Raw genomic sequence first — 13,381 nt, forward strand, 5'->3', positions numbered from 1 at the left:
CGTCCATGCCAAACCACCACCATGTGGTGCTAGGTGCAGCATTTGCTTGTGTGCCAGCGCAAAGAAGTACAACGAATAGCAGGATTTTTTTAAGGTTTAACATAGGTAAAGGTATGTAGATATGCCTTTATTATACCATTTGGGTTTTCTTCAATTGACGGTTTAATCAGGCAACAAAAAACCGACTCAATGGCCGGTTAGTTTGAAAAATGCTAAAAAGGATAGAAATCACTTAACTTCATTCTTCTTCAAGAATGTTATAGGTGCCTTCGTCTAGAACAAACGTAATCTGCGCCTTGAGATTTTCCATTTGGGTAAAAAAATATAAACCAATTTAAAAAATATATTAAGACAAATACATACGAAATCAGCTTATAGCGAATAGCTTCTGCACCTGTCAAATTGCTCAAATCGAAAAACAATTCTTTTTCGCCAAATAAATATTGTTCTATTGACAAGGTAGAGTAATTTTCAATATTACTTATTTGTGAACGAAGTGCCTTCATGTGAAATTTTTTAATTGATTCTTCGAGATTTTCAACGCGGTTAACGTCAGGTCGCATAGAGGCTTGAGCTAAATAATCATTTAAATTCAACTCGCTTAAATAAGGCTTTTCATACGACTTCTCTATGTGAAATGTCACAGGACTTTGTATCAAAGAAAACTTAACAACAACAAACAAAAGCAAAGCTAAAATTGAGGTTAAAAGATATAAACATAGAGCAATAGAAATTTTATACTTATACTTTGACTTAAGCCAAGAATCTATCATAGACGCCATAAAGAAAAATACCGCAATAACACTTAACACAACATTAGTCATGTTATCTCTAGTAATCATGTAGCCGAATATATGGACTGGAACAGAAACATAAAAACCTTGACGTTGAAAGCTTTCGAAGAAGGCAAATACATACACATGGAATAAGATAAGCGTAAGGCACAGAAAACTATAGCAAAAGTAAATTAATTTTTTCATAAATCATTATTTGGTCATTAATACGAATTATATCAAATCAGAACAAGCGAATTTACCTATAATCAAATACTTATTAGCGCTGCCAATATTTCCGCCAAAATTACTAAAATGTTTACATGAGGTTTTCTAGCAGTTGTTAAAAAAGCCAACAATGTTGGCTATATCAGGAACTCAGAGAAAATTCTAATTTTTTCAACCTACAAACTTTTCCGTGCTTAATGTATAATTCTGGCTGCCAATACACCTTATCCAAAATCAGGAAATAAAAATATGCAAAGACAGATTGAAGGTATTTTGAGTAAAGCGTTCAACATTCCCTTTATTCAATTTGAATACGGCGTGGTAGATAGTGACCTTCTTGAGCACTATTGCTTCTATTTGATTAAAATGGTTCGCGATGAAAATGACCCTGCCAGATTTGAACACCTCAAATCCGAGGCGCAAGGTTACACTGATGATTTCGTAAATTATAAAATCGAATCATGTCCAGATAAGAAGGCTCTGGAAGATGTGGTATTTAAAGTAAACGTCATGAGCACCCAGCTTGGAGATAATCGTCAAATTGTCCTAAGCGACATTTTTTGGGTAGCTCATAAGCAGCTTCTCATTCGTGATTTCGGAGCCATGTACGGCTCCCTCTCTTCAGAATGTCAGGGCATCACAAAAGAAGCGGAAGAATTCCAAGAGAAACTTCAGAGCTGATGTGCAGAGGCGCTCTGACTAAGTTTACGAGCGCCTTACCAGCCTGAATCATGCCATTTCAGCTTTTAAAATCACCTTTGGTTGGTCTTTCATATTCGACCTCAGCCAAGCCAGCCTTTGAAGGAGGCACCGCATGAGCCGTTTGTTGGTCCATAACCATATTCATTGCAGCGTCTTCGTTGCAGATGTACCCACCCGCGTTTAGGTAAGGCTTCACATCGAAATCAAGAACGTTTGAGAGATTGCTGGGAATAGAGCAGATTGGTGAAACGTCCATTCCAAACCACCACCATGTGGTGCTTTGAGCAGCGTTTGCTTGTGTACCAGCGCAAAGAAGTACAACGAAAAGCAGGAATTGTTTGAGGTTTAACATAGGTAAAGGTATGTAGATATGCCTTTATTATACCATTTGGTCTTTCTTCAATTGACGGTTTAATCAGGCAACAAAAAACCGACTCAATGGCCGGTTTACTGAATTAATCAATCAGTTCAAGAATAATAATTCCACAGTATGCAAAGGTGATTCATTGGATAGAAGAAAACAACCAAAAAAAACTGCGCAATGAAGAACAAATATAGACATGGTGCAAAGACAACTTTAATATCCGCCCATAAAGATTCACCACCAGCTTGTTCATTGTAAAAATATAAAGTCACAGCAACAAATAAATTAACATATATCATGATTTGACAAACAAACATTAGAAAAAAATAACTAGCAATCAAAAAGTTTAATAAGAAATCAAAAAACAATCGATTAAAAATATCCGATTCATTCGAAGATAAGTATAAAACCCAAAGGACTACGGCAACAATTGAATATATACTGATTACACATCTGGCTGTTTTGTTCTTTGGAAAGTATTTCATAAATGATTATTTGATTATTAATACGAATTATACCAAATCACTTACAGCCAATTTCAACTTAACAGGGCAATATTAAAAAACCAGTCTGTTGACTGGTTGATTGTTAACTGCCCGTTTATTTAGGAAGCTTGACCTGAGTCAATATCCTTCTGCTCCAACTCTGGGTTGATTAGCGTTTGACGCGCATCAAACCACTTCATCACCGCAACAAATAAATACATTAATGCAAACACCGACGCTGGGAACGCTATGGCTTGTAAGAACAAAGTGCTTCCTTCAAGGTAATGAAGAATAAACCAAACGTAAGAAAATAGAACCAAAAAGAATAAAGAAGAAAAAGCCTTACTAAACCAATAAATACGATTTTTTATATAATTTTCTTTTTCGTTTTCAAAAAAGTCCATTGACATCAACGCCCAACAATATACCGGCAAAATCAGTTTATCACTGATAAAACCGGATAAATAAGCAATGAGAACTGGAATTAGTATATACATTAAGCATTTTGTAAAATCATTTTCGAAGATTTTTTTCATTTTTTTGTTGTTTGGTTTATAGACGTATTATACCAAATCAGAATAAGCAAATTTACCCCTAATTAATCACCCCTTAGCGCCGTCAATATTTCGCCAAAATTACTAAAATGTTTACATGGAGTTTTCCAGCAGTCGTTAAAAAAGCCAACAAAGTTGGCTTTTCGCATTCAATCAGTAAATGAATCTTTTATTCTTTTCCTGAATTGACATCGGCTTTCTAATAGTTTCTTGCGGAGTTAAATAAACAACATCTGTTGGTGATGTAATAATGTAAATACGATTTTCACTATCCATACCCAAATCGAAGTCATAAGTATTATTTTCGTCTCTATCCATCTTTTTGAAAAGAATAGCGCTTGAATATTCGCTGGGTACAAATGCAGTAGTTTGAGTCTGCCTTTTCTTACCATCGATATAGATAGTTAAATTAAAAAATTTATATCCAGCAATATCTTCAGGGTCGCCTGTGTATTGAAGTGCAGACTCATCAAGACGCTCAAATGCATAAGCGTATTCAGTGTTATCCGTATCCACTCTCACTTGGTAACGAGCAGATGAAGCGGCGTCAAGAATCTTGTTCCCTATCCCTTGGATTTCGTTGCTTCGCTGGTCTGAATTTCGGACGAAATTAGGATTTTTCCCGAGTGGTTCGAGTGGGGGTACGGCATAAGCCGCAGTAGCCACAGACAGCGCAAGCGAGATGAGAGTCAATTTGACAGCAGATTGAATGATTTTCATGCCTTCTTCCATGTTCCATGAGAGTCGTTGAGCCTTAATTGTCATCCAGAAGGCAAGCCAAAAGCCACTACGAGATGCAGGTTGGGAAAGATTAAGCTGGCTTAAGGCCATACCACTGTGAAAAAATTAGCATCCAAACAACGCTGTGGATGGAACCCAAATGCAAGTTTTTCCCCGTAAAATATTAGCTACTGCTGTGCTCATCGCCTCTATGGCAATGCTTGCAGGCTGTGAAGACAAAATCGAAGCTACCTCCATGCCAATCATGAAGGCCAGCGTCCAGCAAGTAACCAAGGACATGGAACCTGTCGAAAAGGTCAAGTTTCAGCAAGCTTTTCAGACCGGCATGAACTACGCCTACGCCAAGCACCACGATGGCAGAACCCCCGAAGAGAATGTCATGGGCATTCTTGGTCAAATGATGGGTGGGATACAGGGCCGAAATGTTGACACCAGTGCTGATGACGCGACTGAACAAGAAATTCTGAAAATGATGGATGGTAAAACACCTTCCAAAATTATCGGTCAACAAGAAGAATGGAATAAAGAACTCGCCAAGCTAAAAGAGCAATGGCAAAAAGCACAAGACGAAATCGCTGCAAACCGCCAACGCGAAATGGAAGAGCGCGCAAAAAATCAGAAATTAGAATTTGCTCGCCAACGCAAAATTCAAATATCTCAAAACATCGCGCAACTTGAAGGCAATATTCCAGTTCTAGAAGCAAGAATCAGCGAAGCAGAAATCAAGAAAAAACCCTACACAGAAGCCGTGGCTGATTTTAAAAATGTAGAAATAAAAAATATCGGAATCAAGGCTGACGGTAAACGTAAGCGATTTGTCGAATTTGACGTGATTAACAATACAAAATTTACATTCAATCAAATCCTATTCGGAATTGATGTGAATGCTGGCTCGACAAACATAACTACTAAAAGTGGCAGTGACAATTTTCCGGGACAAGGTGTTACACCCGGCTCGACCCAACATGTTTCGTACAGCATTTCTGCATCAGGGGCTTACAAATATGCTCCTAGTGATTTAACCGTTGATGTTAAATTCATTGAAGCGGCTGACAAAGGTAAAAACGTTATCGTTGCTGAATCACTGGATGATGCAGGCTGGAAACGCTGGACAGAAAATTCATATGTTTCTGATAAAAACAACCTTGAACAAGTAAAAAAACGCATTGAAGATTTGAAAACGCAGCTAGTAGAAATGGACAAGCCAGAAACCTCTGCTTAATTAATCAAGGAACGATTAAATGTCTATTATACGAAATTCATGCATAGCAATAGGTTTGAGCATCCTGCTCACTGGTTGTGGAAGCAGTGATGATAGTCCTGTAATCCACGGCAAAAACCTCCATGAGATTGGGGAATTTGTCGAACGTAGCGAACTACTCACACCGGGACAGAAGAAAGACTTACAAATTGCCGTGCCTAATCTTATGAATCAGTGGGTTATAGACCATGGACTCGATGAAGATTACGAAAAAGACTTAACCGAATATTTCGATGGCATGCACGTAAACGAAGTAATCAAGCTTGGTGGTACAAAACCAAACCTTGGCGCGAAAGCTGATGCCCAAGCTATTGGTCAGGAATACCAGAGACAAAATCAGAAATAAGTCTATCAACCGCCTCTATTGGGGCGGTTTTTTAGGGAGAGACCGCTAGGAGTGGTTAAGAAATGAACAGGGATTTGGAAGCACTGGAAGACCGCGTGTACGTCCTCCACAAGAAGCATTACCCGCACGGGAAAGCAGTAAGGTCTGGATTAAGCGCTCTTCAGTCAGAGCTACGCACGCTCATAGGTCAGTATCCAGAAGCCACAGCTCTTCTACTGTCGAGCAGCATCTACCGCCTGCACAGGCGAGTGTCGTCCGACCCTTTTACGTTGAAGCGCTACACACCACGTTCAGTCATGAGGCTTCGTCCAGCACGAACACAGACGTTTCACTTCGAGTCGCAACAAGACCTGACTCTTTCAATCCAGCACGTCATAAAGACCTCACAAGCGGTCCAAAGCCTCGACCAGCTCGCAACCTTCTTGTTCCAGAGCGTCAACCAGCCAAGCCTGAGAATAATTGACAACGAACTACGTGATACGAGTGAATCAGTCGCAATAGCCATCCATCTATTCTCTACAAATAATCGCCATAACTAAGGCAATAAAAAAGGAATTTAATATGAATATTCAAGAAGAATTTGAAATGCTGGTTGCATCTGGTGAACTACCCATAGAGAGCATCAACCCACGAAATCAAGCAATCAATAGAATTCAAGTAACAAACGCTTCCGCATGGACGTTTGGGTTCACCAACTGCTTGCGTGTGCAAGCTGAAGAGATATTTATCTCATTAATCAAACTGGATGAGGATTTTCTTTCTAATCTAGGTGTATATGTTGCCGCATTCAAAATTGCGTCTGAAACAATTGATAAGCATTTGGGCGTATTGCTAATTAAAAAAGACCGTCTCATTCGCACAGATGAGTTTGGGGAAACCATAAGCCTAGGCTGGAACTCCTACATTGACAACTATTACAAAACAAAAATAGAACCCATCATCAATACAATTATTGAAAGCATGTCTGATGAAGACTTCAATGCTTTTGAAACCACAAGGATGAAATTTGCGTTTTGGTCAGCAGTAAACAAAGACAAAATTATGCAAGCGCTATACAAGAACATGAATGTATATATCGAATTAAACAGAGAGGAATATCAAGGAGCAGCGCTAGACCTTACCGGCGTAGAATATGAAAATAAAATCGCGAGCATGATAAACAAAGATACGTCATGGACGGCAGAACTAACCAAAGTATCAGGGGACCAAGGAGCCGACTTGTTATTAACAAAAGGCCCAATCAAAATCGTCATACAAACCAAATATCACAAAGCTGCAATTGGGAATTCAGCAGTACAAGAAGCTTATGCAGCACAAAGGTTTTACAATTCAGACTTATCAATTGTAGTTTCAAATTCAGGATTCACTAAATCCGCAGAAGAACTCTCGCAGTCAACTGGAGTTAAACTCATGACGGACTCTCAACTTCTTGACTTCCTGAAATAAATTTAGATAGTCATCTATGATAGAAAAAGCCGACTCATTAGGTCGGCTTGATTGTCTTGTACTATTACTTGATAATCTCGATTGGTTTAGGTTCAGGCACTGCATAAACCGTCACGCCAGATTCAAAATCTTCGAAAGCAACATGACTGATAACAGTTGAACTAAAATCAGGATGCAAAATTTCAGAGACGCTAGTGCTATGGTCAACGACTTCGATTGATGACGTAGAATCTGATTGCGCAAACGAGCTGAAAGACAATAGTGAGGCAAGGATTCCAAAAAGGATTTTTGATTTTTTCATGCGAATGGAGTTTATTAATTAAATACATTATACCATTCGCACACATGATAATTTATACAAACCCCTTTCTACTAATGAGCGAAATAAATATGTTATGCAAATCAATGAAAGCCTCACCATGCTTATGACCTTCACCCATCAAATAAACTTTTTTACTAACTTCGTCTAGACATACATCCAACACATCATTAAATCTCTCATCATCTATCATTTCATTTACAGATGCTGCGGAGTCGAATACATTATTTAAAATACGAACTGTCTTAGGGAAAGCAAAATTGCAATCTTCGAATAGCTCCATTGATTTATAGTACGCTGACGCTAGGAGTTCAATACCCTTAATAACTCCGTAGACTTGAACTATACCTTGACCTTCGTTCAGTCCAAATTTATATAGGAGCATTTTTCGAACATGCTTAGACCTAGGTTGATACTCCAAGTCATTAATTAATTTATTATTTGTAAATTTCATGATTACGTTAATTATCGTAAAGCAAGGATTCAACATATCCTCAATACTAAAAATATTGAAACCACAAATCTTTCCATTGAATATCACATCACCATCACGAGCCTCACCCAACGGCTCAATCATTAAAATATATTCACTAATACTTCGGAGAAGAAAAATAAACTCAAAAGGTTCATCCTCTTCCAATTCTGTGTTGTCTAGAAAATATTTAATCCTCTCAGCACTGCTTAATATTCTAGCAATATGATTAATTGCGTTACCGCTATCATCGTACTCAGGAGGCACAGAAAAGACGCAATGGTGAGGACTATTCTCTGTAAAGATACAGTTGTACAGATGGTTGGGGTCTATGAAGCGGAAGGCTCCCTTGTGGACCGAAATCGTTTCGTGCAATTGCTCGATGAAGAGCTTTCTGTGATTGATATACCTCTCAAACGTCATCGAATCAAGCTGAGCCTGATTTACTTTTTGCATGGCCTTGTTCTGGCGTGCGAGGAACAAAAGGGTAGCGACCGTGGCAACCGTACCTGTCAATGTGAAGAAGCCCGCGAGCAGGGAACCGAAGCTTGCCCATGCAGTGTGGTCGTTTGAGATGTAGGGGAATGTTGCGGCATAGGTAGAGAAAATTTTGTAGCCCAACCCGGCCACGCCAGACAACATGACACCCACGACAGTGAGCCAGATCCAGTTCGAACCAAACCACTTGCCAAACGTTTTATCAGAACCCTTCACAGTGGCTTCCCTACCTATAAAATTGTGATGGCATCCTACCAGCACCCTCTCTCACTCACACGTCTCATGCGTCACATCAGAGCGTCACTGACCAAGAAATTTGGCCAAGCTCCTCACAAAATCCAGAGCCAAAAAAACCAGACTCGATGATCTGGTTCAAAGGATTTTGGTCGGTCATCCGAGGCGCTTCACCTCTTCACTTGCCCTTGCCTTCATCTTGTTCACCGGCTTGTTGATGAGAGCCAGCAGGCCGACGAGAGGGATGAGCACGTACACAATTTTAGTAGCGAACACACCACCCACGGACATGAGCAAGTACATCATCATGAAGACGATAGTGGGACCGATCAAGCCGAGGATGAGATCCAAAATCAGGGCTGTGCGCTTGAGAAAATAGGGCGTGCCCACTGGTGACACGTTGGTCAAAACTGACCTGAGCCTCATCTGTGTAGCTCTATCACTCTTGGTCACAGTGTCAGATTCAAAAGCGATTTGGGCTTTGAGTAAATTGAAAGAGAAGCACACAGCGACAGCCGTGAAGAAGAGACAAGACACGACAGACAGAAGCGTCACAGCTATCGAAGCGTCAGCGAGAAGTGCAACGACATTTCTGAACAGGAGGAAGCCAAGGGCCGAGGGGATTATCAAATGTCTGATGATGTTGATGGGAAGCCCTGTGAGGTAGTCATAACCGATTAATTTCTTGCTCCTCACGTTTTTCAAATGCTCAGATTTTGAATCATCCTCATCAATTTTATTCCAAATCTCGTTGAGTTCGGACGTGATTTTTTTGTCTTGCTCAGATTCCTCAACCGCGTTTTCAATTTCTATTTTGTTGTGTGTCATGTGAGATTTAGATTGTTTGTTTCTCAATTATACCATTCCGCCTAATGCTAATTTATCACTAAGCAGAAATTTATTATGAGCGGTAAATATTTCAAAAACCCTTCTCCAATCAATCAAACCAACCTCCTAAAATCAATGCCCTGTTAACCATTTCGACACCCCTAAATCAATGCCCTGTTAATAGTTTCGACCTACCAAAACGCACGCCCTGTTAAGCGTTTCGAGCCACGAAAAACGATGCCCTGTTAGTAATCTCGACCATCAAATACTTAAAATTTTAAAGCAAGCAAGGACGGAGTATTAACAGGGCAAGCCAGTTAAGTACTAAGGCTACGTGCTCCGCTTGTTTAATTCGTTATTTTTACAGGCTTTCATACATATAAATCAATGGCTATGAAAGGCAGAATCAAGAATCAAAAATCAAAAATCAACAAAACTCAAAATGTTATAATAGACATATCAAACAACCAATCATAAAAATGACTGATACAAAATCACAAATTGAATGCACACCCAAAGAAATCGAACTTAACAACAAACAAAAGAAATACGACGAGACAAGAGAGCAAATCTCGAAACTCACAACAAGCATCAACAACGATACAACGAAAATCGGAAGGCTTGCGATTCTCAAGTTAGATGGGCATAGCACACCAAAACAAGACGAAGAATTCCTAAGACTGAAAACCACAATTGAAACACACAAAACGTCAATCAAAGACAAAACAGCAAGCAATGCAGCTCTATTAAGACAGATTAACGCACTCAAAAACCAAATTGAAAATGATGGTAAGGGCGAGTCTGCAACAGAGCAAGAAGTAATTCTCAAGTCGAAAATATCAGAGACTAACAAAGCCTTCTCGTACCTTTTGAAAATCACTGACACAACAAACCTTCGCGACTTTATTGTGTACGTGGAAAAAACATTACCTTCGAATTCGTAAGGTGATGTATGAAAAAAACAGATGGTAAATTTCAATGCGAATGTCGATGCTCTAACGAGTTTCGACGCAAGCTGACTGACCTTGCATACCATGCAGGGTTCATGAAAAAGGTAAGAGTCTCTGACCGCACAGAGGATGATTACAAGGTAGATGTATCAACTCTGACAGCAGAGGAGAGATTTGCTTTTCTAGGAAATAAGAAAGGCGTATCCAATATGCTTATGAGCATTACAAAAAATAAAGGACTGATAATAAATGGAGCTGATAAATCAGACATGAAAGAAATCGAAAGGAAATTCACAAGGAATAATTCCAACATCGCGCAGCTCCAATCGCTATGCGAAGGTCAGAGTATTAATCACAAGGGCAAGATACTGAAACACGAAACGCTGTTCAAAGAATTCATTGAAGTCAAAATTATTCTTGGAAAAATCGTTAGCGAAATTCTAACTCACAAGACAACAAAAGAGGTCAATAACGGACCAGCGATAGAGGCAAAATCAGAATTCTTAAATGACATAGATTTTGCGGGAACACTAAAAGAGCATATGACATTTGTTACAGACGAAGACACCTATAACATTCTGAAAAGCGAAGGCGACTGCATAAGAACCAACATAAAAAACCTAATTCGTGAACACAGTATTCACAAAGAAGGAGCGCCAACGAACCATCCGCTTATTTTAGAAGCCCTCGAAATTTATCAAAGGCTAAACAGAAATACTGAAGCGGCACACGTAGCGATTAAAGAAAATAAACCATACCAAGCAATGCTCTACAAAAATATTTACGAGAGAAAAAACGAAATGATTGCACTGATAAAGCAACACAAAAATCTATAACTACCGAGAAACAAATTGATTATCGACATTCAAAATGAGGAGTCTACTCAACAAACAACAGCGTCAGATGCGAAGCCCGCCAAAACCAGCAAAGGCGCGCCAGAAATTCGCGGAAAGAAAAATCTCAAAGGCAATTCCATCTACCTTGTGTCTCCAAAATTCGACACAAACAAGAACGATGGAATGGATTTACATGCTGGTCGGGAGTTCGCTGAGTCCAACATTCCGATGGACATGATTCACCCTTCAACCGTCGAAAAAACGATGGTCGGAAAAAGGGAAATCACGAAATATCGCAAGGAGTACGCAACTGCCAAGGCTGATTTTTACTACGACCATGCGGCAGATGGGAGGAACAATAGCACCCGGTCGAAGGGTAAACAGATGGACGCTTTCCGCTTCATCATCTCATGCAAGCCCGAAGAATTGAGTCACTGCCAGTCTGATGAAGAGAAAGGAAAATTCCTATGCTCGTTGGCCAGAGCGACCCTCCAAAAAATGTCAGGCAGCTCAGAAATTAACTTTTACTACGACTTCGTGCCGCACCTGAAAGATGGCAACCCACACGTCCATATCATGATGAGCAGCTACACCATCGACGGCCAGTATTACGAGTTTTACAGGGGCAAACAGGACCACGGTCTAATCAAATTGTTTGACGATGTGAAGTACGAGCTTGAAGCGAAGCACCCTACTCTCCTGCAAATGGAGCACGAAAAAAGGGAGAAGAATCGCCTGCAAATCGTCATCGACAAAGACACCAATGCAGTGACTGGCGAGCACGCCGAGATCTTCAACAAGCTCAACGCAATCCTCAACGCTCACGCGGGAGTGAACTACTCGCACCCCAAAATCCAGCAAGAACTTGCTGACGCAGGGTTCGAATTTCGTTACACGAAAGCCAAGTCTAAATCGAAATTCAAGGACATTCAGATCTTCCATAAGGACGCTGGTGATGCGTTCCGCTCCTACGCAAACCTCCCCTTCCAAGCGAAGCGTGTCATCGAGAATTTTGAGACCTATCAGCACTTCGCAAAGGGATTGAAGATCCGCACAGACGTGTCAGCAGTCGTGTCGAAAGCCACGGCGCTGGTGAACATGTACCCATCAAAAAACGTCACTGAACTCAACACAGTCCTTTATAAAGAGCTGGGCGTGATGCTCGTCCCATCCTTCAAGAAAGATAAAGACACTGGCCGTAAATATGTGGGGAGCTGGTCCTTCTACATAGTCAAAGAAAACGTCAAATTCCCTGTTCTGAAAGCCGGTGTGACTGAGCCAAAGCTCCTCACATCAACACAAGAGGAAGCCGTTGCTCTGCACGAACAATGCGAAGACATGACCCACACAGCGACACAGACACAACAAGTCAATGGGAAAGACAGGTACACGAAAAGGGACTGGATTGAACCTACGCCATTCAGGTTCCATCCGAACGAATCCACTCAGGACTTTATCGCAAGGATGCTTGCTTCTAGGGCGTACAAGCAGTCTCTAACCAGCCAAATCGCTATGGGAAATTCGCTCATCAGCACATACAACAACCGCAAGATGATTGAATCGAACGGCGTGGATAGCCTTCAAGTTTTCCAAGCAAATCGTTCATCAGCAAAAGCAGCCATTCAGTGGTACGTCGCTCAGGGATTCATCAGCATCGAGTTCAAAGGTACGCAGAACCCGGCTATCCAGAAGCTCATGTACATCGAGGCGGTTTTGCATGGAATTGAGATAGACAATTTCAAACCCTCGGCTGAACTCAAAGCAGAAGCTCAGGCTTTGCTGGACGCTGAAAGGGACAAGGTGAACGCTTCGAACAAGACCAAGATCCACGACTTCATCAAGGAAAAGGGGTTGGGTCAGGTAAGGCCAGCAGACGCTATGAATCTACGCTCGAATAGGAAGCTAGACGTTGACGTAGACCAGCGTCCGAAGCTTCACAGCTATCTATACGGCATCCATCTTGGGCTTTCACAAGGTCACTTCAAGCACATAGATAAGCTCACACTGACCAATGATGAGAAGAAAAAGGTCATAAAACACTTCGCTAGCGCGGAAAGGTTGAACCCTGCTCAAATGGCAGATGTGTTGAAACGTGCAGGCATATCGCTAGATGCAGAAGAACCGCCAGAAGCCGCTCAGAAATCTCAGCAGGTAGACTCAAGACTTTCAGGGTCGCAGCCGGTGGTAGTGAACCCTGACTACGTTCCAGTAGAAGACACGTCGAAGCAGCTCAATGAGAAGGCAGAGGAGAAAAGGACCATCAAATCCATCACCACTGAACTCAAGCAGAAAACGTGAAGGACCGTCATGCTATTTATCAGGGTTAGCAAACTGATAGGTAGCA

General features: G+C 40.8%; 14 protein-coding genes. 7 read left to right on the forward strand and 7 right to left on the reverse strand.

The genetic code is table 11. The features are described 5' to 3' along the window. Nucleotides 1-257 precede the first annotated feature (257 nt). Nucleotides 258-824, reverse strand: coding sequence for a hypothetical protein (locus BFC21_RS27260; RefSeq protein WP_162939333.1), 567 nt, complete (start codon nt 822-824; stop codon nt 258-260). 426 nt (nt 825-1,250) lie between these two features. Here BFC21_RS27260 and BFC21_RS13375 point away from each other — a divergent pair, with 426 nt between their 5' ends. Then, nucleotides 1,251-1,682 (forward strand): hypothetical protein, encoded by a 432-nt coding sequence (locus BFC21_RS13375; protein WP_120266225.1) that lies wholly within the window; start codon nt 1,251-1,253, stop codon nt 1,680-1,682. Nucleotides 1,683-1,740: 58 nt separating this feature from the next. Here BFC21_RS13375 and BFC21_RS13380 read toward each other — a convergent pair whose 3' ends face one another. The 3 genes from BFC21_RS13380 to BFC21_RS13390 form a co-directional block, all read right to left on the reverse strand. Continuing rightward, complete coding sequence (locus tag BFC21_RS13380; protein ID WP_162939334.1) at nt 1,741-1,959, reverse strand: hypothetical protein; 219 nt, start codon at nt 1,957-1,959, stop codon at nt 1,741-1,743. A gap of 712 nt (nt 1,960-2,671) precedes the next feature. After that, a complete protein-coding gene (locus BFC21_RS13385; protein ID WP_162939335.1) occupies nt 2,672-3,088 on the reverse strand; it encodes a hypothetical protein in 417 nt (138 codons plus the stop codon). Between the two features lie 171 nt (nt 3,089-3,259). Continuing rightward, the gene (locus tag BFC21_RS13390; RefSeq protein WP_120266228.1) at nt 3,260-3,826 is read right to left on the reverse strand and encodes a hypothetical protein; all 567 of its coding nucleotides are present in this window, start codon (nt 3,824-3,826) and stop codon (nt 3,260-3,262) included. A gap of 160 nt (nt 3,827-3,986) precedes the next feature. Between BFC21_RS13390 and BFC21_RS13395 the strand changes: the two genes are divergently transcribed. The 3 genes from BFC21_RS13395 (at nt 3,987) to BFC21_RS13410 (ending at nt 6,900) form a co-directional block, all read left to right on the forward strand. Further along, nucleotides 3,987-5,069 (forward strand): hypothetical protein, encoded by a 1,083-nt coding sequence (locus BFC21_RS13395; protein ID WP_120266229.1) that lies wholly within the window; start codon nt 3,987-3,989, stop codon nt 5,067-5,069. A 19-nt stretch (nt 5,070-5,088) separates the two neighbouring features. Continuing rightward, nucleotides 5,089-5,454, forward strand: a complete 366-nt coding sequence (locus BFC21_RS13400; protein ID WP_120266230.1) for a hypothetical protein — start codon at nt 5,089-5,091, stop codon at nt 5,452-5,454. Nucleotides 5,455-6,015: 561 nt separating this feature from the next. After that, nucleotides 6,016-6,900 carry a restriction endonuclease gene (locus BFC21_RS13410; protein ID WP_120266232.1) on the forward strand — a complete coding sequence of 295 codons (885 nt, stop codon included), beginning with the start codon at nt 6,016-6,018 and terminating at the stop codon, nt 6,898-6,900. A gap of 64 nt (nt 6,901-6,964) precedes the next feature. On the opposite strand, the gene BFC21_RS27265 is transcribed toward BFC21_RS13410, so the two are convergent. From BFC21_RS27265 to BFC21_RS13420, 3 genes are all read right to left on the reverse strand, one after another. After that, nucleotides 6,965-7,201, reverse strand: a complete 237-nt coding sequence (locus tag BFC21_RS27265) for a hypothetical protein (protein WP_162939336.1) — start codon at nt 7,199-7,201, stop codon at nt 6,965-6,967. A 52-nt stretch (nt 7,202-7,253) separates the two neighbouring features. Next, nucleotides 7,254-8,405, reverse strand: a complete 1,152-nt coding sequence (locus BFC21_RS13415; RefSeq protein WP_095030224.1) for a hypothetical protein — start codon at nt 8,403-8,405, stop codon at nt 7,254-7,256. Between the two features lie 174 nt (nt 8,406-8,579). Next, entirely contained in the window at nt 8,580-9,278 is a 699-nt protein-coding gene (locus BFC21_RS13420; RefSeq protein ID WP_162939337.1) for a hypothetical protein, read from the reverse strand. A gap of 452 nt (nt 9,279-9,730) precedes the next feature. Here BFC21_RS13420 and BFC21_RS13425 point away from each other — a divergent pair, with 452 nt between their 5' ends. From BFC21_RS13425 to BFC21_RS13435, 3 genes are read left to right on the forward strand one after another with little or no spacing between them, the layout of a single operon-like run. Next, nucleotides 9,731-10,195, forward strand: coding sequence for a hypothetical protein (locus BFC21_RS13425; RefSeq protein WP_120266234.1), 465 nt, complete (start codon nt 9,731-9,733; stop codon nt 10,193-10,195). A gap of 8 nt (nt 10,196-10,203) precedes the next feature. After that, a complete protein-coding gene (locus BFC21_RS13430) occupies nt 10,204-11,037 on the forward strand; it encodes a hypothetical protein (RefSeq protein WP_162939338.1) in 834 nt (277 codons plus the stop codon). A 15-nt stretch (nt 11,038-11,052) separates the two neighbouring features. Then, complete coding sequence (locus BFC21_RS13435; protein WP_120266236.1) at nt 11,053-13,335, forward strand: hypothetical protein; 2,283 nt, start codon at nt 11,053-11,055, stop codon at nt 13,333-13,335. The last annotated feature ends 46 nt before the right edge of the window (nt 13,336-13,381 follow it).

Source organism: Pseudomonas sp. TMW 2.1634 (genome assembly GCF_001703595.1).
Taxonomy (GTDB): Bacteria; Pseudomonadota; Gammaproteobacteria; order Pseudomonadales; family Pseudomonadaceae; genus Aquipseudomonas; species Aquipseudomonas fragi.